Genomic DNA, 22,261 nt, shown 5'->3' on the forward strand with positions numbered 1-22,261 from the left:
TAAAGTATTGATATCTATTTTAATATTTCTAGTCATAATAAAACTCCCTGCTAAGTTTTCACTATTTAAGTGTTTACTTAACAGGGAGCATATCATTTTATTCGGAGGGCTTTTTTTATTTTCTTAATGCAAAAATTGAAAAAATGAGGTGTATTTTTTATGAATTTGCAAAAGCCCTTAATTATTAATTATGTAGATGCTTTGAGAGGAAGAATAGATAAAATACCTGATCAACTAGAAGAGTTATATACAATTTGGAAACAAGGTTATATAGGAGAAAAGGAATTTAGCGAGATATTAAATGAGCAAAAATCTGAGACATGGTTGCATGATTTACAATTTAAAAATTATAATCAAGTTCAGCTAGATTTTATAGTGGTTACAGATGAAGCAATTATTCAATTTGAAATTAAAAATTATACTGGGGATTACTATTATGAAAATGGTAAATTATTCAGAAGCACTGGTTACGTAGCAAAAGATTTAATTCATCAATTTGAAGTATCTGATGAAACATTAAAAAGAATAGTAAAGAAATATAAAATCGACAGAAAAGTTATAAGTTATATTGTCTTTATTAATCCAACATTCACTTTATATGGAGACTTAAGATCACGAATAAATATATTGCTTTATAGTGAATTACATAAACTGAAGGATATGTTTGGCGCAAACTTTAAATATGATGAAAATGTATGGATATGCAAAAAGTTAAAATCATTACATCAACCATTCATTACAAGTTATTTATATTTTGAAAAGGTTGAATTCTCGAAAGTTATTGGTGGGCTCAAATGTATTAGCTGTAATAAGATAATAGAACCATCAGAAATTTTTAACGTTCGAAAGTATGTAAAATGTAAAAAATGCGGAACTATCTCTTCAAGATATGCAATTGTTCTTCAATCTTTAAAAGAATTATATTTATTAAAAGGAGAACCATTTTCAATAAACGAAGCAGAGAAATGGACTGGTGTATCAAATAGCGCAATCAAACGCATATTATATAAAAAGTTTAAAAGAATTGGTAACTATAAGAATAGTAAATACGTTGATGAAGATGCGGTCCGATAAAATAAAATTAACGAACCGCAAATACAAAATACAGTTCGATAAATAAAAATTATCGAACTGCAAACACAAAACCTCTCCAAGTCATAAACAAAGTATCATTTCCACTGAATCGCATACCTACGACTTTTGTATGATGCCAATTTACTTTAATAAATACGAAATTATGAGTATAATTAATATAAATTTTCAGAAAGAAGTTGCGTTAAATGATATTTCAAGATATTATAAATTGGTTTAATGAGGAAAATATTACGGGATTAATTGAAACATTTAAGTCATTCGGTATATTTATAGCTTTTTTACTACCTTTTATAGAGGCGTTTATCCCATTTTTACCTATTATTTTATTTGTTATTGCAAATGTTAATGCATATGGGTTGTTAGTCGGGTTTCTCATTTCATGGGCGGGCACTGTTGCTGGTAGTTATTTTGTATTCTTAATATTAAGGTTAATTTCTAAAAAGAAATTTATGAAAAAGGTAATCGAGCATAAAAAAGTCGTAAAATTTATAAAATGGATCGATAATCACGGGTTTGGTCCTTTGTTTATATTACTATGCTTTCCGTTTACACCAGGTGCATTAGTAAACATGGTTAGTGCCTTTTCTAATATTAGTAAACAAGTATATTTATTAGCGCTTATTTTGTCGAAAGCAATTATGATTTTTACGTTAAGTTTTATCGGTGCAGATATAAATTCCTTTTTTGCAAGTCCTAAAAAGAGTATAATAGTATTCGTGATTATCTTTGTGCTATGGTTAGTAGGAAAATGGCTCGAAAAATACTTTGATAGTCGTCTAGACAATAGGAGTTAATTATGAGAAAGATATATGAATGGTTGATTGCGATTATAATTGCGTTTGCACTATTATTTTTAGTTAGAGCGTTTTTATTTGTTGGTTATGTCGTGAACGGTGAATCGATGGAACCAACATTTTACGATAAAGAACGTGTTATCGTAAATAAGCTTGTTAAGAACATTGGACAAATTGATAACGGTGATGTGATTGTTTTTCATGCTAATAAAAATGAAGATTACATAAAACGAGTTATTGGTTTACCAGGTGATACTGTTGAAATGAAAAATAATAAACTGTATATTAATGGTACTCAAGTAAATGAAAGTTACCTAAAAGATGGTGAAAAGACACCAAATTTCAATACTAGAACAATACAAGGTTCTAAGAGTGATGTTATTCCTAATGATGAATATTTAGTCTTAGGAGATAATCGTAATAATAGTAGAGATTCAAGAGAAATAGGCTTTGTATATGAGAAAGATATTGTTGGAAAGGTCAATTTAAGATATTATCCATTTGACCGTATAGATACAAATTTCGATAAATAACGATAATGAGGTGGCATTTTTGAAAAAAGAATTATTTGAGTGGGCTGTGGCGATAGTCGTCGCTGTTGTAGTAGTATTACTTATACAAAAGTTTTTATTCACAACATACACAGTTTCTGGTGACTCGATGTATCCAACATTAAAGAACGGTGAAAAAGTAATTGTTAATAGAATAGGGTATAAAGTAAGCGATATTGATAACGGTGACGTGATAGTATTCCATGCGAATGCGAACGATGATTACGTTAAAAGAGTTATCGGTAAACCAGGCGATACTGTAAAATACAATAATGATCAATTATATGTAAATGACAAGAAAGTTCCAGAAGAATACTTAAAAGAAAACAAAGAAAATAAATCACGAGATTTATTAACTGAAAACTTTGAAGTAAAAGACCTTGTTAATTCTAACGGTGCTAAAGAAATACCTAAGGGCAAATATCTCGTTTTAGGGGATAACCGTGAAGTAAGTAAAGATGGTCGTTCATTTGGACTTATTGATGATGACGTAATTATTGGTGAAGTATCATTGAGATTCTGGCCACTAAATCAATTCCATTACAATTTTGATCCTGCAACAGACTAAATTTTAATATACACACCTTACTTAGAAAATACGATACAAAAGTTAGAATTAGATTTTAACTTTTGAAGTATATCTCAAACTAAGTAAGGTGTTATTTTTATGTTAAAATATAACTATTAGATTAAACGAGGGAGGTCGAATAAATGCAACTTAATGTATGGACTGGCCGAAGTGGTACCGGGAAAACACATCAGATGATAAAACAGATGACTGATGCAATGATACAAGATCCATTAGGCGATGACATTATCTTTTTAACACCTACGCAAAACACTTTTCAGTATGAACAAGCATTCGTTCGAAATCCGCAATTAAAAGGGAGTATACGAACTTCTGTATTTGGTTTTGAAAGATTAAGTTGGAGAGTATTAAGTGAAGAAGGCGGGTTAATTGAACAGCAAATTTCCGACGAAGCGTTAGCAATGCTGACTTATCACTTATTACATAAGAATAAAAAGCAACTGAACTTATATCAATCAACCATTCAACATTATGGCTTTAGTCATAAAATGATGAATGAAATTAAAGACTTTAAAAAATATAATGTTCAGCCAGAAGATATAGAATCTTATATTGAAAATGAAAAAAGTATTCCTAAGAGAATGCAAGATAAATTAAGCGATATTAAAACAATATATAAAGCATTAGAAGAACAATTAGATGGTCGTTACGTTCAAGCTGAAGATGTATTATACAAACTTATAAATAAAATCCCAGATTCAAATTATATTAAGCATGCTGATATTTATATAGATGGATTTCATAACTTTTCAACATTAGAATATAGAGTTATTGAAGCACTTGTGAAACATAGTCGTTCAGTAACAATTGGACTCACAACAGACGGGGATAAAGATCCATTTAGCTTATTCAGAAAGACATCAGAAACACTTAGTCATATTGAAGACATCGCTAAAGATTTAAATATAAAGATTCAGAATAAACATTTCACAACACAAGAACGTTTTAGTGAAGAAAGAGATTTAAGACATTTAGAAAATCAATTTGATGCAACATTACCAAATCAAATTGATAACGGTAATTTAAAAATTATTGAAGCTTCTAATATGCGTGATGAAGTACAATATGTAGCAAGAGAAATTTTGAGAAAGACGAGAGAAGAAGGTGTGTCTTTTAAAGATATAGCTATCCTTTATCGTGATCCTAGTTATGAACAACTCATTGAAACAGTATTGCCTCATTTTGATATCGCATATAATCATGATGCTAAAAAGAAAATGGCTTATCACCCATTTATAGAATGTTTAAGATCAATGTTAGAAGTGATTCAAAGTGGTTGGCAATTTGAACCTGTGATGAGAATGTTGAAGACTGGCATTTTAACAAGTCATATATCTGACGACTCATATTTAATTGATATACTGGAAAACTATGCTTTTGAACGAGGAATTTCAGGAAAAAGATGGACTAGTCCTGAATTTTTCACAGTTGAATCTTTTGAAAAATTAGGTAAAAAAACTTTAAAAAAAGATGGCGCGACATATTCAGAAGAAGATAAAGAAACGATTAAACGTGTTATTCATTTAAAAGAATATGTTGTAAAACAAATTGAAACATTAAATCAAACGCTTAAAGAAAGTGAAACGGTAGAAGCTTTTACAATGAGATTGTATGAAGTGCTTGAACAATTTGAGTTACCAACACATCTTATGACAATGAGAGATGAATTAGAACTTAAACAGCATTTTGAAGAAGCTGAACAAATAGACCAAGTTTGGCAAGGTACTATAAGAATATTTGATGATATTGTAGAAGTGTTAGGCGATGTGTCATTATCTCTAAATGAATTCATTGAAATATTAGATAGAGGTCTAGATGAATTAAACTTCTCAATGGTTCCTCAAACACTAGATGAAGTGACAGTAGGTAATATGGACTTAGCCAAAGTAGATAATAGCGATACTGTGTTTTTACTAGGCATGAATGATGGTGTATTACCAGCAGTTTCAAATCAAGTTATGTTGTTGACTGACGATGAGAAGAAAGCTTTAGCAGAAACAAGTGGATTAGAATTAAGCCCAACAAGTGACATTTTACAAATGGATGAAGCATTTGTTTGTTATATTGCAATGACGAGAGCAAAGCGTAATGTCGTCTTTACATATAGTTTAATGTCAGATGGTGGCGAAGTAAGAGACAAGAGTCCGTTTCTTAATACGATTCAATCACTGTTTACAGACTTAGAAGTAGAATCACTCAAAGCGAGTGTCGAAATAGAACCTATACAGTTAATGGAACATGAACACCAAAGTCAAATTCATATATTCCAACACTTAAACGATTATTTGAATGATGAAATAGTAAACGATATTTGGCTAGATGCTTTTAAAGCTGTACAAGAAATGCATCATCTAGATTCAACGATAGAATATCTAACTTCAGCATTAACTTATAAGAATGATTCTGTTCAGCTCAATACTGAAGTTTCAGAGTCATTATATGGCGAAAAAATTAACGCAAGTGTTTCTAGGTTCGAATCTTACAATAATTGTCCATTCCAACATTTTGTTCTGCATGGTTTAAGATTGAACGAGCGATCTAAATATCAAATACAAAGTGTAGATATCGGGAATATTTTCCACCAAACATTGAAATACATTTCTGACGAAGTTAATGGCGATTTTAGTAAATTATCTGCACAAGCGATGACGAAATTAATCAATGAAGCAATTGATGAGAGCTTACCAAAAATTCAGTTTGATGTTTTACATCGAACAGCTCACTATCGATATTTGAAATTGAGAATTCAAAATATCCTTAAATCAACACTTGAGGCGATGAAGTATCAAACAAGTAACTCTAAATTTAGAGCATATCAGTTTGAACTTAATTTTGGTGCGACTTCTAAACATGAACTGAAGACTACGCCTTTAAAAACTAATAGAAATATTCCAATTCAAATAAGAGGGCAAATCGACAGACTAGATGTATTCAAGAGTAGAGAGCGTGATTATGTTTCAATTATTGATTACAAATCCTCTGAAACGAGCCTTGATTTAACTAAAGTATTGTATGGTAAACAAATGCAAATGTTTACTTATTTGGACGTAGTATTGCAAAATAAAGAGCTATTAAACTTAAGCGAAAATGTTTCACCTGGAGCGTTGCTTTATTTCCATGTACACGAACCTAGACTTAAAGCTACAAACTGGGGTGAAATACCTGAATTAACAGATGTTAACAAACAAACATTAGAAAAATTCAAAATGGATGGTTATGTTAATAGAAATCCAGAAGTTGTAGATGCGCTAGACAGTAAGCTATTAGACGAACTTAAATCAGATATGATACCAGTTACTAAGAAAAAAGATGGCGACTTAAATAAAAATAGTAAAGCGCTAGACGAAGAACTTTTCTATAAATTAATTAATAAAAATAGATCTAACTTCGTAGAAACTGCCTCACAGATTATGGATGGGCACACAGAAGTAGCTCCGATTGAATATAGAGGAGAACTACCTTGTAGATTCTGTGAATTTAAGTCAGTTTGTCATATCGATCCTATTACGGACGCACATCAATATAGAAGAATTGATCATACTTTAAGTAAAGATGAACTTATAAATATGTTAAGAGAGGAGGAAGAAGACGAATGATATCTATTCCCAAAAAGCCACATGATGCACAATGGACTGATGATCAATGGAATGCAATATACTCTGAAGGTCAAGATATACTTGTAGCCGCTGCAGCCGGAAGCGGTAAGACAGCTGTACTTGTGGAACGCATCATTCAAAAAATCATGCGTAATAAACAAGATGTTAATAGATTGTTAGTCGTTACTTTTACAAACGCAAGTGCTAGAGAAATGAAAGCGAGAGTAAATGCCGCTATTCAAAAAGAAAGTACTAAACATCCAGAAGATGAGCATTTAAAATCACAAAGAATTAAAATTCACCAAGCACAAATATCGACACTTCACAGCTTTTGTTTATCTCTTATTAAAGCTCATTATGATGAGATTGATATTGATCCAAACTTTAGAACAGCTAACGAAGTTGAAGGAATAGTGCTTTTAGAACAAGCGATTGATGATGTATTAGAAAGTTATTATGAAAAAAATGAACAATCATTTATAGATTTAGTTGAACATCTATCGAATGACCGTTCAGACGACCAACTGCGAACAATTGTGAAAAGTTTATATCGATTTAGCATTGCGCATGCTAAACCTTTTGAATGGTTAGATTCATTAGATGAACCATATTACAACTTAAATAAAGATCATTTATACTTTCAAATGATGGATGAAATGATAAAAAGGAAATTAAACAGTGCTAAAAATGTTCTATATCAATCTATAGATTGTTATCAAAATTTAAATGCTGTTGATGCGCACATGACATATCTTGAAGGAGAGCGTGTGTGGATTGATGAAGTAATCGAAGGTACGAAATCATTAGAGAGTATTAGCAACGATTTGAAAAAGAAAAAAATACCTATGAACTCTAGCAAAGTTAAAAAGGAAAATGAAGGCGACGAACAACTACTTGAATTAGGGAAAGATTATCATAAAAAATATATTAATGAGTTAAACGACTTGAACAATAACTATTTAAGTAGAGAAAGAGATTATTTAATCCAAGATATGCAAAGTATCGCACCTCGTGTTGAAATACTTGCTGAAGTGACTAAAGATATTATTCGATACTTTAGAAAACTGAAACAAAATAAACGTATTATAGATTTTTCAGATTATGAACATTTAGCGTTAGATATTTTAACAAATGAAGATGGAGAACCTTCTGAAATAGCTCTACAATACAGAGAACATTTCGAGGAAATACTTGTCGATGAATATCAAGACACGAATAGAGTACAAGAAGCTATCATTAATTGTATAAAAACAGGTGACGAATCCAATGGTAATTTATTTATGGTTGGTGACGTTAAACAATCAATTTATAAATTCAGACAAGCAGAACCTGAGTTGTTTATAGAAAAATATAAACGCTTCAATTCTAATGGAAATGAAACTGGAAAAGTTATAGATTTATCTAAAAACTTTAGGTCTAGAAGAGAAGTGTTAGATAATACCAATTTTATCTTCTCTCATATGATGGACGAAGAAGTTGGGGAAATAGAATATAACGATGAAGCTAAACTTTATTATGGTGCAGATTATGACGAGCAAGAAACACCATTAGAAATGGATATTTTAGTTGAAGAATCCTTTGAAGAAACAGATAATAATTTAATTGAAGCTAAACATGTAGTAGAAAAAGTCCAATATATACTGGAAAATAAAAGTGTTTATGATAGGAAAACGAAAGAATATAGACCTGCAACTTATAAAGACATCGTCATTTTAGAACGTGGTTACGGAAATGCTATGCATTTACAACAAGTGTTTAAAGACGCTAATGTTCCATTTTATGTTCAAACTAAAGAAGGTTATTTTGAACAAAATGAAGTTAGATTAATGCTTTCGTTCTTAAGAGTTATCGATAACCCGTTACAAGATAAATATTTAGTCGGACTTATGCGTTCTGTTGCTTTTCAATTTAAAGAAGATGAATTAGCAGAAATAAGAAATAAAGCACCACAAGAAGTCTATTATCTAGATTCTATACATCAGTATGTTAAGCACCCAGAAGCAGACGAGCAACTTGTAGAAAAACTCAATCAATTTTTATCTCAGCTTAAAGGTTACCAAACGTTAAGTAAGTCCATACCTGTGTGGCAATTATTAGATCAGTTATATAACGATTATTATTTGATAGCATATTATAGTGGTCTAACAGGTGGAGTTCAGCGTAGACAGAACTTATACGGTTTACTAAATAAAGCGGTACAATTTGAAGCTTCAAGTCTTAGAGGGATATTCCAATTTATTCGTTTTATTGATGAACTAATTGAACGTGGACAAGATTTTGGCCAAGAGAGTGTTATCGGTCCTAACGATGATGTTGTAAGGATGATGACAATTCATAGTAGTAAAGGGTTAGAATTTCCATTTGTTATTTATTCAGGTACGAAAAGAGAGTTTAATCGTAAAGACTTAAGTAAGCCCGTTATATTAAACAATCGATATGGTATGGCGTTAAATTACTATGATGTTGAGAACGAAATAATCTATCCATCACTTGCTTCGATTATTTTCAAAAACATTAATGAAACTGAAATGATTTCAGAAGAAATGAGATTAATTTATGTTGCATTAACTAGAGCGAAAGAAGGTCTATATTTAATTGGTCGCGTTAAAAATGAAGAAGCAATAGATAAGTTAGGTCTTATTCAAGCGAACCAACATGGTATGTTGGACCCTGGCTTCAGAATGAGCGCTAAATCTCCATTTGATCTAATTGGTACAATACTAGCAAAGTCAAAACAAAAAGGCCTATCTAATGCTATTCCATTTACAACTGATCAAAGTGAAAAATTTAATATAAACATCATTAAAGAAGAAGAAAATGTAGACGAAGATATCGCAGATGAAGATAAACCAACATTAGAAAACTTATTAAACTATAGACCTTCAGATAAGAAGGATCAAATATTAGAACAAATTAGTTATGAATATCCAAATAAAGATTTATTAAATATTGCCGCTAAACAGTCAGTTTCTGAAATAAAGCGTCAAAAAGAAACAGAGGAAGCGGGGACCGACTATCAAATTGTAAGACAATATCAAGTTGGTGTTAGGTCTTATGATCGACCTAAATTCTTATCAAAAGAAAAACGGGATAGTGCTGAAATTGGTACATTAATGCATGCAGTAATGCAACATCTTCCACTTCAAAAAGGTGGTTTAAAAGAGGATGAAATAAAACCATTTGTACAATCATTAATTGATCAAGGAGTGTTACCAGAAGATGCAATCGGCGATTTAAGGTTAGATCTTGTTCATGCATTTACACATTCCAATTTATATGAATGTTTAGTAGATGCAGATAAAGTTATAAGAGAAGTACCATTTGTAGTTGGCCAAAATGATATTGATCAAGATGTTAAGTTAAATATTAAACAAGATGATAATAAACCAATTATCCAAGGGATGATAGACTGTATTTTTATCAAAGATGGGAAAGTTTCATTTATAGACTATAAGACAGATGCATTTATTGTACGTCGAGGAAAAACTAAAGAAGAAGTAGCAGAAACAATGATGAAGAAATATGAAGTACAAATGCAATACTATAAAAAAACATTAGAAACAATTTTACAACAACCTGTTGAAGGATATTTATATTTCTTCCAATATGGTACGAAACACATCAAGGAGAGCAATTAATGGCGAAAGAAAGAATATTCAGTATAGATGCGTTGAGAGGTTTTAGCTTACTAGGGATTATATTAATGAACATTTTAACATTTGCATATCCTTATCAAGTGATTAATCCATTTGAGTTTTTCCAACATCAAGACGGGGCTTTGTTTAAAGTAAGTTCATTATTTATTATTGCTTCATTTTATCCAATATTTGCGTTTTTATTTGGATATGGTTTATCAATTATGTACGATAATAGTATAAAAAGAAATATTGATTATTATCCAATGATTATAAGAAGATTACTATTCTTACTGTTGCTAGGTGTTATTCATGGTATTTTTCTATTCTATGGAGACATACTCGCAACATATGCTTTACTTGGTTTTATAGCGATTATATTTGTTAGACTAAAACCAAGTTATTCATTAGTAGGGTTATCAATAGGTTTCGGCATACTTGCGCTATTGTATATCTTACCTATGGTGTTATTGCAAGATGTTGCAGAACTAGAAAATTTTGTTGGTTTACAAGAATTAGAACGTGTAAATAACATATTAATAAGTAGTGATTATTTATCAATTATGGGATTTAATTTAAAATATTTTGGTATGAATATTTTAAATGTTATTTTAGTAGGACCTTTTAGTATTTTACCTATAATGCTATTTGGTATTTATGCACATAAGAGTAATTGGTTTAACAAAATTACACAACATAAAAATCTCTATATTATCGTAGGAATAGTTGTATTTATTTTAGGACTATGTGTTAAAATGATTCAAATTATGCTTGCTGGTTCAACAATTTCACAATTAATCAGTCAAATGTTAGGTGGACCGATTGTAGCATTGAGTTATATTATCTTCTTCGTATTATTGTGTGAAGATAAAACAGTTCGAAAAATATTATCACCACTTCAAAATATAGGTAAATTAAGTTTAACAACTTATATTACACAAAGTATTATTTGTATGTTTATATTTTATGGCATTGGTTTTAGTTTATACGGTAAATTATCAGTATCTACAATTTATCTGATTGCACTAGCTATATTCGCTGTACAATTGGTTGCAAGTCATTTTTATTTAAAAAAATTCAAGCAAGGACCAATTGAAAAAGTATGGAGAAAAGTAACATATTTAAAATAATAGTTTGAAAATAATGCGATTTATCAAAAAATTCGGTATAATGGGTCACAAGAACAAGAAGGAGCTGACAGAGTGGATGAAATTTTTAACTTTTAAATATAACGATATTACTTCATATGGTGTTAAAGTAAAAAGAGAAGATGCAGTATGGGATTTACGCAAGGTGTTCCAAGACTTTGGAGAAGAAAAATTTAATCCAAAAACATTATTAGAAGGCTTACAAGAAAATGTTAATGTTGATTTTCAAGAAGCGGTAAGAAAAGCTGTAGTTAATGTAGAAGAAACTGCTCAAAAAGCCGATTATAAATATAGCTTTGAAGACATTGAGTTTTTACCACCCGTTACGCCAACAAATAATGTGATTGCTTTCGGACGTAATTACAAAAAACACGCTGAAGAATTAAATAATGAAGTAAATAGATTATATGTATTTACTAAAGCAGCATCATCATTAACTGGTGATAATGCAACAATTCCAAATCACCAAGATGTAACAGAAAAATTAGATTACGAAGGTGAACTAGGAGTTGTAATAGGTAAATCAGGAGAAAAAATACCACGCGGTTTAGCATTAGACTATGTATATGGTTATACGATTATTAATGATATTACTGATAGAAAAGCTCAAAAAGAACACGATCAAGCATTCTTATCTAAATCATTAACAGGCGGTTGCCCAATGGGTCCATATATCGTAACTAAAGATGAGTTACCAATGCCAGAAGACGTAAACATTGTTACGAAAGTAAATAATGAAATTAGACAAGATGGCAATACAAACGAAATGATTTTAAAAATTGACGAATTAATCGCAGAAATTTCTAAATATGTTGCGTTACATCCTGGAGACATTATTGCTACAGGAACGCCAGCAGGTGTTGGCGCTGGTATGAATCCGCCACAATTCTTACAACCAGGTGATGAAGTAAAAGTAACGATTGATGGTATCGGTACTTTAACAACATTTATAAGCGAAAAATAATTTATAAATACTGGCATAGAGTCTGGGACATAATTAATGTCTCAGGCTCTTATTATTTATAATGGTAATCGAAATTTTAAAGATTTTTGTTAAATTCGAATTTCATGAAATTTAATTTTGTATAAAATGTGAATTATAAGTGAAATTTAAATAAGGACGCTAAATTTTAGATGTTTCTTTTAGTTCCTATGTTATAATGCTTATTGGAATAGAAATATTAATATTTAGGGGGAACTTAAATTGACACATTTCCATATTTTTAGTTGGTTAGTAACAATTATTTTATTCTTCGTAGTCTATGTTAAAGTTACAAATAAACCAGTTCATATGGTCTTAAGATTGTTTATGGTATTTACACTTGTTTCTGGTGTTGTATTATTTATTCAAGCTATGGGTATCGACGGCATGCTATACGGTATTAAATTATTATTAGGACTTATCGTAATTGGCTTAATCGAAATGACTATTGCTAAAAAGAAAAAGAACAAAAACAGTCAAGGTTTCTTAATAGCCACAATTATCGCTATGGTACTTACAATTCTACTTGGTAGTTACTTACCAATGGGCGTATTACATTTCGGATAATTTTATTTAAAAGATTGCTAGTTACTAGCAATCTTTTTTTATGACAATTTCATGATGGGCTATCAGTAAAGTAAACGTTTTAGTATAATAGAGATAATTGGGTAATAAAGAGGGTTGAGTATATGAAAAAATGGACAAAGTTAGTTTTAAGTGTCATGTTAATGGCGCCAATTTTTAGTGGATATGTTTTTGCTGAAGAAGAAGAATATGAAGATGTAAAATATCCTAGAATATATAGTTTAGTCGTAGATAGATTTATGAACGGAAACAATGAGAATAATAAAATGATAAAGAATAATGATAAATCTAACGATCTTCCTTTAGGTGGGGACTTTCAAGGAATATCATCTAAACTAGAATATATACATGATATGGGATTTAATACGATACATATATCGCCAGTATTTGAACACGATAAAAATGACTTTTTAGGTTATAAAGTAAAGAACTATGATGGTATTGATAAAGTGTTAGGTGGGGAGAAAGCCTTTAAATCACTAATCGATAAAATACATCAAAAAGATATGGAAATTGTAGTAGATATGCCTGTTACTTATACGTCAGAATTCAATAAATCTATTGATGGCGATTTAAATAATATACAAAAATCATATTTCAAAGATGATAAATTTATAGATTTAAAAGATCCTGAAAACCAAGGACTGTATAAAGCAAAAGTAGAATCGTTTGTTGAAGAATATCAAGTTGATGGGGTATCTATGAATATTGTTCAAGATGGTATAGATGCAGAAGAGTTTATACCTGAAGGTGTTGAATCTTACGGTATTATCAATAAAGACGGTATAAAAGCTAACAACTTTACACATTTATCATCAAATAACATGAGAACCTCTTTGCAAGACGCTTTTAAAAATGTAAATACTGATATACCTACATATAATAAAAGTAATGAAGTACTAATGGCAGATACTTGGTTCACAGAACGATTTACTAAACATGCAGCTGATGAAAATATGTTCCCTGGCACACGTATAAAACAATTAATGACTTATATGTGGGGATATAAAGGCCCAATTATGATGAATTACGGGACTGAAATAGCTGCAAACGGTAGTAAAATAGAAACAATCAACCAACTGCAGAACTTTAGAACGGATAAAGAAGTAGTAGAATACTTAGAAAAGGTTTCAAATACTTTTAAACAATATCAAGAATTATTTGAAGGAACAGTTAAAGTATTACCTCATGATAAAGGAACGATGTTGTATTATTATGATACAAATACAATAGATTATATTCTTAATGTTAATGACTCAAGCAAATCTAAAAAAGTAACAATATCAGGGGAAGATATTGAAAAAAATAAAATGCTCTCTGGATTAATTGTAGGAGATAACATTAAGAAGAAAAACAATGAATATAATTTGATAACTGATCGTGAAGAAACAGAATTATACGCGATAATAAAAGAGCGAGGTTTAAATAACACTTACTTCGTAGCTGCAATAATGGTTGTCGTATTATTTGGTTTATTTATATATTTAGTATCCCGAAAAAGTAAAAAACAAAAAATGAATAAATAAATTTAATAAGAAAAGGTCCTTTTTAATGTATATATTTGTAAGTATTGAATAATGAGGTAAAAAGTCGGGTGATGTAGTGAACGAAGTATAAGGTAGGGCGTAGTTATGGTGTTGTTGTGATATTATTGTTGACACGTTTGGCAAGAAGTGACAATAAGAGTGTCGTTGTTGACACGTTTTGCTAGAAAAGGCAATAAGAGTAGTGTTGTTGACACGTTTGGTGAGAAGTGACAATAAGAGTACCCGAATGTTGCAAGGCGCGGCCCACGTGCAACATAGCACCCCCGAATGTTGCAAGACGTTGTCCACGTGCAACATAGTGCCTCCGAATATTGCAAGACGATGTCCACGTGCAATATAGCACCCCCGAATATTGCAAGACGCGCTCCACGTGCAACAAAGCACCCCCGAATGTTGCAAGACGATGTCCACGTGCAACATAGCGCCTCCGAATGTTGCAAGACGCGCTCCACGTGCAACATAGCGCCTCCGAATGTTGCAAGACGATGTCCACGTGCAATATATCGCCCATATTATAAGCGATTTATATCCCGACTCAAATATATAACCACATCGCTATAATATAAAACCCCCCACTAAAGTGCAGTTATACTAACTTTAGTGGGGGATAACGTGTTTATTTAAATTTTATTAATCAGCATACGTTCGATTAATTCGCTCTAGTTACTTATTTATTTTGTGCTTTGTATCCTATCATATTCACGATATCTTTTGGACTAGAGAAAGGTGGGGCATATGCAATTTCAATTTCTTTTAATTCATCTACTGTTAAACCACCGATAATAGCTGTTGAGAGAATATCGATTCGTTTATCGGCTCCGTCTTTACCAACCGCACAAGCTCTTAATATTTTACGAGTTTCTTTATCGAAATAAACGCGCAATGTTAGTGGTTCAGCATTTGGGTAATATCCTGCATGCTGTTTTTGAGTTTGTTCTACTACTGAATAATCGTATTGTTTTAATTCCGCTTCAGTAACACCGACACTTGCTAATGCATAATTAAAGAAGCGAACGATATTCGTACCTAAAAGGCCTTTAAATGAAGCTCTATCATTCTGTTTATTAATTTGTAAGTTTTCAGCAATCAATCCTGCCGCTCTATGCGCACCCCATGCTAGTGTGATACTTGTACGTTTTTTAGTATGGCGATAAAATGTTTCGATGACATCACCAAGCGCATATACATCTTGAACATTTGTTTCGAAAAATTCATTTACTGGAATATATCCTTTATCGTTTAATTGAACTGAGGAGGACTGTAACCAGTCGCTATTAGGTTTAATACCAACTCCAGCAATGATTAAATCGTATTCTTCTACTTTTCCAGATTTAAATGATACCGTGCGATCTTCTACATTTGTTACTTCTTCATTTAAACGGTAATTGATAGCGCGATCTTCAATTTCATCAAATATAGATTGGTTCAAGTCTTTATCCATACTTTTATTAATATGATCGCTTCTGTGAATCCAAGTAACATCAATACCTCTGTAATAAAGATTTTCTAATATTTCTAAACTGACATAACCTGCACCAATTATAAGAGCAGATTGAACATTTTTTTCTTCTATAAATTGTTCGATTTTATCAGTGTCTACTAAATTTCTTAACGTAAATAATCTATCAGATTGAACAGGTAGTTGATTAGCTCTACATCCTGGACTTAATATAAGCTGGTCATATTTATCTTCGAATGTTTCGCCTGTTTCATGATTTTTAATCGTAATTGTTTTTTCTTTATCATTTAAAGCAATGGCTTCATGAAAAGTTTTTACGGTTATATTTTTCTTTTCTTTGAATTGTTCTGGTGTTGCAGATAACATGTAATCTCTATCTTCAACGACTTGACCTAAATAATAAGGTAATCCGCAATTAGCGAAGCTCATGTCTCTATCTTTTTCGTATACGACGATTTCACTTTCATTATCAAGTCTTCTAATTTGTGATGCGACAGTTGCGCCACCAGCAACAGCACCTATAACTATAATTTTATTCATGTCGGTCACTCCTTATAATAGAAAATGGCAACAGTACCACTTCCAGTATGTGAACTAATAACAGGACCAATGTCAGATATATTAACATCTTTTGGTTTTAATGATTCGACCATTAATTCTTTGATTTTCTCCGCTTCTTCTAAATCATCAGAATGTGTTATATAAATAGTTTGATCACTATAATCGCTATTTTCGTTTTTCATTTTTTCAATTATCGCATGCCATAACTTTTTTGAACCGCGATACTTTTCAATTGGTACAAGTTTACCTTCTTCAACATGGAGTAATGGTTTAATGTTTAGTAATGTACCTAAAAATGCTTGTCCTTTAGATAATCTACCACCACTTGCTAAATATTTTAAATCCTTAACAGTAAATAAATGTCTAATTTTTTCCAGTTTGTTTTTAATATATTCATCAATTTCTTCAAATGAATAATCATGATTAATTTTATCTTGCACATCTAAAATCATTTTACCAAGACCCATAGAAGCACTTAATGTATCATAAATTGTAAGGTCTAAATCAGGATATTCATCTTTGATTTGTTCTTTGACTAAACATGCTGTTTGATATGTACCACTTAAAGCACTGCTGAATGCTAAGTAAATAGCTTTTTCTTTCTTTTCTGCTACTTCAGTGAAAACTTTAGTCATCTGTTCCATAGTTGCTTGGTTTGTCTTAGGGTGTTTATTTTCTTTTATAGCTGCTAATACTTCATCATTAGATATTTCATATTGATCGACTTTACTTTCATCATCAATCACGATACCGTATGGTAAAAAGTAAAAATCATGCTCTTTAATTTGTTCTAATGTTAAATCAGAACCACTATCAACTATCATTTTCATTTATATAACCCCCTACATATTTAAATCAAAATAATTATTTAAGTATTTTCCAATACCATCAGCATTATTCGTGTCTGTAACGTCATTTGCTATTTCTTTTAATTCAGGTATCGCATTTCCCATAGCCACACCATAGTTAGCAAATTGTATCATTTCATAATCATTATCTTCGTCTCCAAAAGCGATAATATTATCAAAATCAATGTCTAAATATTCAGCGACATATTTTACAGCTTTCCCTTTATTAATTCCTTTTTTAACGATTTCAATTACAGGGAAGGGTGCACCCCAACGACGATGTTCTATATGTTCAGCATAATATTTGCTTAAATGTCTTTTAATTCGAGGAATCTCGTCATCTTCCGCTTGTATTAATAAACTTGTCGGAGATTCAGGTAATAATTTATCTAGTTCTCCATATTTGATTTCTGGGTCGCCCATGCTAAAACCTTCGAATAAAGTTTGATCATAGTTATTAATATAAACTTGATCACGCACTTCAGCGATTATATTTTTTATATTTAATTTACTCACATCGTTGAAAATTTTTGTCGCAATTCGAGCGTCTAATTGTTCATGTACGGATTCGAAACGATTGTCATGAGGATGATGAATAAGTGCGCCATTAAAATTGATGATAGGTGTATTCATCTGCATAGCATTATAATAATCTATACTCGCTCGATATGGTCGACCAGTGGAAATGATAATTTCATGACCAGATTTCTTTAAATATTGTAATACCCTCTTGGTATAAGTTGGGATTTTCTTTTCATCTGTTAATAAAGTACCGTCTAAATCTAAGCAGATTAAATGTTTGTCCATACCGATAACTCCTATCTTTTTTTCTATCTTCTTACACTATAATATCATATCATTTTCTTTATCGTACGCTTTAAATTTGATATATTATATATAGTAACTTTTAGAATGAGGTGAAAAACATGGAAGAAGCAATGAAAGAAAGCATCTTAGGAGCATTGGAGAATGTTATTGACCCAGAGCTTGGAATTGATATCGTTAACTTAGGTCTTGTTTATAATATTGATTTAGACGACGAAGGATTATGTACAGTAGAGATGACATTAACTTCAATGGGTTGTCCAATGGGGCCGCAAATCGTTGATATGGTTAAAACAGCATTAGCTGAATTACCTGAAATCAAAGAAACTGAAGTAAATATTGTTTGGACACCACCTTGGGATAAAGACAAAATGTCACGCTATGCTAAAATAGCACTGGGCGTTAGTTAATATTATAAAAGAAAAACAGGCTGAGATATATAAATGTCTCAACCTGTTTTTTTATTCTATTCTACAAATAGATAGGGGACAATTATCGCAGTTAATAGCGTTTTTTAAATAATTTAAATCTTTAATGATAATCGTTTTATGTTTAACAGATACAATATTTTCTTTTTTTAAATGACTTAACATACGATTAACGCTTTCTCTTGTGACATTACAAAAATTCGCTAATTCATGATTAGTTAATTCGACATTTATTAATATGCCTTCTTCATCTGCGACACCATAAGTATTTGCTAGTTTAATAAGAACAGAATAGAATCCTCCTGTTTTGCCAAGTGTATAAATATCTCTAATTTGATATTCATGTTTTTCATTTTCGTTTTGCACCCATAGCAACCATTCATATTTAAGCACTTCGTCATTTAAAATAGCTTCTTCAAAATCTTTTTTCGGTAATTTAATAATGGTTGCATTTTCTTTTGTTTTTGCGGATAGAGTGTGAGTCTTTCTGCCACAAAATAGTGTAGTAGAACCGAATATGCTCCTCGGACCAATTAATTTCGTGTTGAACTCTTTTCCATCTTCCATAATACGGTGAAGAATAACTTTTCCTTCAATTACAACATAAATGTGATTACTTAGGTCTCCAGAATGGTATATATAATTGTGAGCATTAAAATGCATACGCTGACCATGAGATATAATATACTCAATTACTGAAGTTGCTTCTGTGTATGTCGTTTGCAAATGATCACTTCCCGTAAGTATTATTCAATTGTATTTTACCATATAATGTAATTGTAAAGGTTGGAAAATTTAAAAGCTTTATATTTGTCAAAGAAGGTCAAACAGTATATAATAAAAATAGGTCAAAGATAGTCAAACTATATTGACCGTTAAAAATTAAAGAGGTGATACATTTGGATATTAATCAAATGACATATTCAGTGCAAAGTGTTATTGAAAAAGCACAACAATTATCTCAATCTCAACAACTACAAAATATTGAAATCGAAGCTGTATTATTATCAGCATTAAATGAAGACGAAAGTATTTTTAAAAGAACTTTAGATAGAGCAAATATTGATACAGAAGATTTGGAAAAAGCATATAATAAGAAATTAAATCAATATTCTGTAGTGAAAGGTGACAATATTCAATACGGACAATATATTTCACCTAAACTAAATGAGTTATTTAATAAAGCAGATAAAATTAAAGAAGAAATGCAAGATGATTTCATGTCTATGGAACATCTATTAAAAGCAGCAATTGAAGTTGATCAAACGACTCAAGAATTTGTCGGAAACAAAAAGGAAGTTGTAAACGAAATTATAAATAAAATCAGGGGAGGAAATCGAGTGACATCACAAAATCCAGAAGTACAATATGAAGCATTATCAAAATATGGAAGAGATTTAGTAGAAGAAGTCAGAAAAGGCAAAATGGATCCAGTTATCGGAAGAGACGAAGAAATTAGAAATACTATACGAATTTTAAGCCGTAAAACTAAAAACAACCCAGTATTAATCGGTGAACCAGGTGTAGGTAAAACAGCAATCGTTGAAGGGTTAGCTCAACGTATTGTAAAAAGAGACGTTCCTGAATCACTTTTAGATAAAACAATTTTTGAATTGGACTTATCAGCATTAGTAGCTGGTGCAAAATATAGAGGTGAATTTGAAGAAAGATTGAAAGCTGTCTTGAAAGAAGTTAAAGATTCTGAAGGGCGGATTCTATTATTCATCGACGAAATCCACATGTTAGTCGGCGCTGGTAAGACAGAAGGTGCTATGGACGCAGGTAACATGTTAAAACCTATGCTTGCTAGAGGTGAATTACATTGTATTGGTGCAACAACTTTAAACGAATATCGTCAATACATTGAAAAAGATTCTGCATTAGAACGTAGATTCCAAAAAGTAAATGTTAGTGAACCAGATTTAGAAGATACAATTTCTATTTTAAGAGGTTTAAAAGAAAGATATGAAGTTCACCATGGTGTTAGAATCCAAGATAGAGCAATAGTGGCAGCAGCAGAATTATCTGATCGTTATATTACGGACAGATTTTTACCTGACAAAGCGATTGATTTAGTAGACCAAGCATGTGCAACAATTAGAACTGAAATGGGATCTAATCCAACTGAATTAGATGCTGTAAATCGTCGTGTAATGCAACTTGAAATTGAAGAAAATGCATTAAAATCTGAATCAGATCAAGCAAGTCAAATAAGATTAGAAGAACTTCAAAAAGAACTTGCTGATGAAAAAGAAAAACAACAGCAATTACAAAGTAAAGTTGAAGAAGAAAAAGAACAAATTAAATCATTACAAGATAAAAGAGCAGAATTAGATGAAAGTAAAAAAGCATTAGAAAATGCAGAAAATCAATATGATTTAGGTAAAGCTGCTGAACTTAAACACGGTAAAATACCACAAATTGAAGCGGAATTAAGAGAATTAGAAGATAGTTTCGCTGAAGAAAATGGCGATGACCATGATCGTTTAATAAGAGAAATCGTAACTGACGAAGAAATCGGTTATATCGTAAGCCAATGGACAGGTATACCTGTATCGAGATTAGTAGAAACTGAAAGAGAAAAACTTCTAAAATTGTCTGATATTCTACATGAACGTGTAGTAGGTCAAGATGAAGCAGTTGATTTAGTAGCGGATGCAGTAGTAAGAGCTAGAGCAGGTATTAAAGATCCAAACAGACCTATCGGTAGTTTCTTATTCTTAGGACCAACAGGGGTTGGTAAGACAGAACTTGCTAAAACATTAGCAGCAACATTGTTTGATTCTGAAAAACATATGATTCGAATTGATATGAGTGAGTACATGGAGAAACATTCTGTCGCTAGATTAATTGGTGCGCCTCCAGGTTATGTAGGATATGAAGAAGGCGGTCAATTAACTGAAGCTGTTAGAAGACAGCCATATTCAGTAATACTACTAGACGAAATTGAAAAAGCGCATAATGACGTATTTAACGTGTTACTACAATTATTAGATGAAGGTAGATTAACTGACGCAAAAGGAAGAAGTGTTGACTTTAAAAACACAATTATTATTATGACAAGTAATATTGGTTCTCAATTCTTATTAGATGGCGTAACTGAATCTGGAGAAATTGAAGAATCAGCTAAAAAACAAGTAACAGATAGTTTACATGCTCATTTCAAACCGGAAATCCTAAATAGAATGGATGACATTGTATTATTCAAACCATTGTCTGTTAAAGATATGAGCTTTATCGTTGATCACATTATCACTAATTTAAATATTAGATTAACAGATCAACATATTAAGATAAATGTAGATCAAGATGTTAAAGAATGGATTGCAAAAGAAGCATACGAACCACAATTTGGTGCAAGACCATTGAAACGATTTGTTCAAAGACAAATTGAAACACCTTTAGCTCGACTAATGATTGGTAAAGAATTAAAAGAAGGTACTCAAGTTAACGTGCATCTTGAAAATGAAGAAGTAAAATTTGAAGTAAATGAATAATTAATAAAAAGTCCCACCAATAAATTGAAGTGAACCCTGTCAAGTAGACAACTAAATAATAAAAATGTCTTTTTGGTCGAATTCATAGCTAAGCTATGGATTTGGCCATTTTTAATGTAAT

The 22,261-nt window shown here is 31.1% G+C and carries 16 protein-coding genes; 12 read left to right on the plus strand and 4 right to left on the minus strand.

What is annotated here, in order from left to right; genetic code table 11:
- Window positions 1-159 precede the first annotated feature (159 nt).
- The 10 genes from CD135_RS06220 to CD135_RS06265 all read left to right on the plus strand — a co-directional run bounded on the left by CD135_RS06220 (window position 160) and on the right by CD135_RS06265 (window position 14,501).
- A complete protein-coding gene (locus CD135_RS06220) occupies window positions 160-1,074 on the plus strand; it encodes a nuclease-related domain-containing protein (RefSeq protein WP_070045164.1) in 915 nt (304 codons plus the stop codon).
- A 206-nt stretch (window positions 1,075-1,280) separates the two neighbouring features.
- Window positions 1,281-1,889 carry a TVP38/TMEM64 family protein gene (locus CD135_RS06225; RefSeq protein WP_070045163.1) on the plus strand — a complete coding sequence of 203 codons (609 nt, stop codon included), beginning with the start codon at window positions 1,281-1,283 and terminating at the stop codon, window positions 1,887-1,889.
- Window positions 1,890-1,891: 2 nt separating this feature from the next.
- Entirely contained in the window at window positions 1,892-2,422 is a 531-nt protein-coding gene (gene lepB, locus CD135_RS06230) for a signal peptidase I (protein WP_082892517.1), read from the plus strand.
- A gap of 19 nt (window positions 2,423-2,441) precedes the next feature.
- A complete protein-coding gene (lepB, locus tag CD135_RS06235; RefSeq protein ID WP_016999934.1) occupies window positions 2,442-3,008 on the plus strand; it encodes a signal peptidase I in 567 nt (188 codons plus the stop codon).
- Between the two features lie 143 nt (window positions 3,009-3,151).
- Window positions 3,152-6,625, plus strand: coding sequence for a helicase-exonuclease AddAB subunit AddB (gene addB, locus CD135_RS06240; RefSeq protein WP_064205096.1), 3,474 nt, complete (start codon window positions 3,152-3,154; stop codon window positions 6,623-6,625).
- Window positions 6,622-10,263: a helicase-exonuclease AddAB subunit AddA gene (addA, locus tag CD135_RS06245; protein ID WP_103269024.1), complete on the plus strand. Its 3,642-nt coding sequence runs from the start codon at window positions 6,622-6,624 to the stop codon at window positions 10,261-10,263. Before addB ends, addA begins: the two co-directional genes overlap by 4 nt.
- Window positions 10,263-11,390 carry a DUF418 domain-containing protein gene (locus CD135_RS06250; protein ID WP_016999937.1) on the plus strand — a complete coding sequence of 376 codons (1,128 nt, stop codon included), beginning with the start codon at window positions 10,263-10,265 and terminating at the stop codon, window positions 11,388-11,390. The genes addA and CD135_RS06250 overlap by 1 nt, the downstream gene beginning before the upstream one ends.
- 76 nt (window positions 11,391-11,466) lie before the next feature.
- Window positions 11,467-12,372 (plus strand): fumarylacetoacetate hydrolase family protein, encoded by a 906-nt coding sequence (locus CD135_RS06255; protein ID WP_016999938.1) that lies wholly within the window; start codon window positions 11,467-11,469, stop codon window positions 12,370-12,372.
- Between the two features lie 240 nt (window positions 12,373-12,612).
- Window positions 12,613-12,957 carry a YisL family protein gene (locus tag CD135_RS06260; protein WP_016999939.1) on the plus strand — a complete coding sequence of 115 codons (345 nt, stop codon included), beginning with the start codon at window positions 12,613-12,615 and terminating at the stop codon, window positions 12,955-12,957.
- Window positions 12,958-13,079: 122 nt separating this feature from the next.
- Window positions 13,080-14,501 (plus strand): alpha-amylase family protein, encoded by a 1,422-nt coding sequence (locus CD135_RS06265; RefSeq protein WP_016999940.1) that lies wholly within the window; start codon window positions 13,080-13,082, stop codon window positions 14,499-14,501.
- A gap of 688 nt (window positions 14,502-15,189) precedes the next feature.
- Here the strand turns inward: CD135_RS06265 and CD135_RS06270 are convergent.
- From CD135_RS06270 to CD135_RS06280, 3 genes are read right to left on the minus strand one after another with little or no spacing between them, the layout of a single operon-like run.
- Window positions 15,190-16,521, minus strand: coding sequence for a CoA-disulfide reductase (locus CD135_RS06270; RefSeq protein ID WP_070045161.1), 1,332 nt, complete (start codon window positions 16,519-16,521; stop codon window positions 15,190-15,192).
- A gap of 5 nt (window positions 16,522-16,526) precedes the next feature.
- The gene (locus CD135_RS06275; RefSeq protein WP_016999316.1) at window positions 16,527-17,372 is read right to left on the minus strand and encodes a DegV family protein; all 846 of its coding nucleotides are present in this window, start codon (window positions 17,370-17,372) and stop codon (window positions 16,527-16,529) included.
- Window positions 17,373-17,384: 12 nt separating this feature from the next.
- Window positions 17,385-18,197 carry a Cof-type HAD-IIB family hydrolase gene (locus tag CD135_RS06280; protein ID WP_064205093.1) on the minus strand — a complete coding sequence of 271 codons (813 nt, stop codon included), beginning with the start codon at window positions 18,195-18,197 and terminating at the stop codon, window positions 17,385-17,387.
- A gap of 119 nt (window positions 18,198-18,316) precedes the next feature.
- Between CD135_RS06280 and CD135_RS06285 the strand changes: the two genes are divergently transcribed.
- Complete coding sequence (locus tag CD135_RS06285) at window positions 18,317-18,625, plus strand: metal-sulfur cluster assembly factor (protein ID WP_016999318.1); 309 nt, start codon at window positions 18,317-18,319, stop codon at window positions 18,623-18,625.
- 51 nt (window positions 18,626-18,676) lie between these two features.
- Here the strand turns inward: CD135_RS06285 and CD135_RS06290 are convergent, their stop codons facing one another.
- Window positions 18,677-19,369, minus strand: coding sequence for a Crp/Fnr family transcriptional regulator (locus CD135_RS06290; protein ID WP_064205092.1), 693 nt, complete (start codon window positions 19,367-19,369; stop codon window positions 18,677-18,679).
- A gap of 173 nt (window positions 19,370-19,542) precedes the next feature.
- On the opposite strand from CD135_RS06290, the gene clpB reads away from it, so the two are divergent.
- A complete protein-coding gene (gene clpB / locus CD135_RS06295; protein ID WP_103269025.1) occupies window positions 19,543-22,140 on the plus strand; it encodes an ATP-dependent chaperone ClpB in 2,598 nt (865 codons plus the stop codon).
- Window positions 22,141-22,261: the final 121 nt, after the last annotated feature.

The organism is Mammaliicoccus lentus, assembly GCF_002902755.1.
GTDB classification, from domain to species: Bacteria; Bacillota; Bacilli; order Staphylococcales; family Staphylococcaceae; genus Mammaliicoccus; species Mammaliicoccus lentus.

What these genes read in the sequence shown, in the direction of transcription:
- CD135_RS06220 (WP_070045164.1), top strand. Translation starts at nt 160, where the DNA reads ATGAATTTGCAAAAGCCCTTAATTATTAATTATGTAGATGCTTTGAGA.
- CD135_RS06225 (WP_070045163.1), top strand. Translation starts at nt 1,281, where the DNA reads ATGATATTTCAAGATATTATAAATTGGTTTAATGAGGAAAATATTACG.
- lepB (WP_082892517.1), top strand. Translation starts at nt 1,892, where the DNA reads ATGAGAAAGATATATGAATGGTTGATTGCGATTATAATTGCGTTTGCA.
- addB (WP_064205096.1), top strand. Translation starts at nt 3,152, where the DNA reads ATGCAACTTAATGTATGGACTGGCCGAAGTGGTACCGGGAAAACACAT.
- addA (WP_103269024.1), top strand. Translation starts at nt 6,622, where the DNA reads ATGATATCTATTCCCAAAAAGCCACATGATGCACAATGGACTGATGAT.
- CD135_RS06250 (WP_016999937.1), top strand. Translation starts at nt 10,263, where the DNA reads ATGGCGAAAGAAAGAATATTCAGTATAGATGCGTTGAGAGGTTTTAGC.
- CD135_RS06255 (WP_016999938.1), top strand. Translation starts at nt 11,467, where the DNA reads ATGAAATTTTTAACTTTTAAATATAACGATATTACTTCATATGGTGTT.
- CD135_RS06265 (WP_016999940.1), top strand. Translation starts at nt 13,080, where the DNA reads ATGAAAAAATGGACAAAGTTAGTTTTAAGTGTCATGTTAATGGCGCCA.
- CD135_RS06270 (WP_070045161.1), bottom strand. Translation starts at nt 16,521, where the DNA reads ATGAATAAAATTATAGTTATAGGTGCTGTTGCTGGTGGCGCAACTGTC.
- CD135_RS06275 (WP_016999316.1), bottom strand. Translation starts at nt 17,372, where the DNA reads ATGAAAATGATAGTTGATAGTGGTTCTGATTTAACATTAGAACAAATT.
- CD135_RS06280 (WP_064205093.1), bottom strand. Translation starts at nt 18,197, where the DNA reads ATGGACAAACATTTAATCTGCTTAGATTTAGACGGTACTTTATTAACA.
- CD135_RS06285 (WP_016999318.1), top strand. Translation starts at nt 18,317, where the DNA reads ATGGAAGAAGCAATGAAAGAAAGCATCTTAGGAGCATTGGAGAATGTT.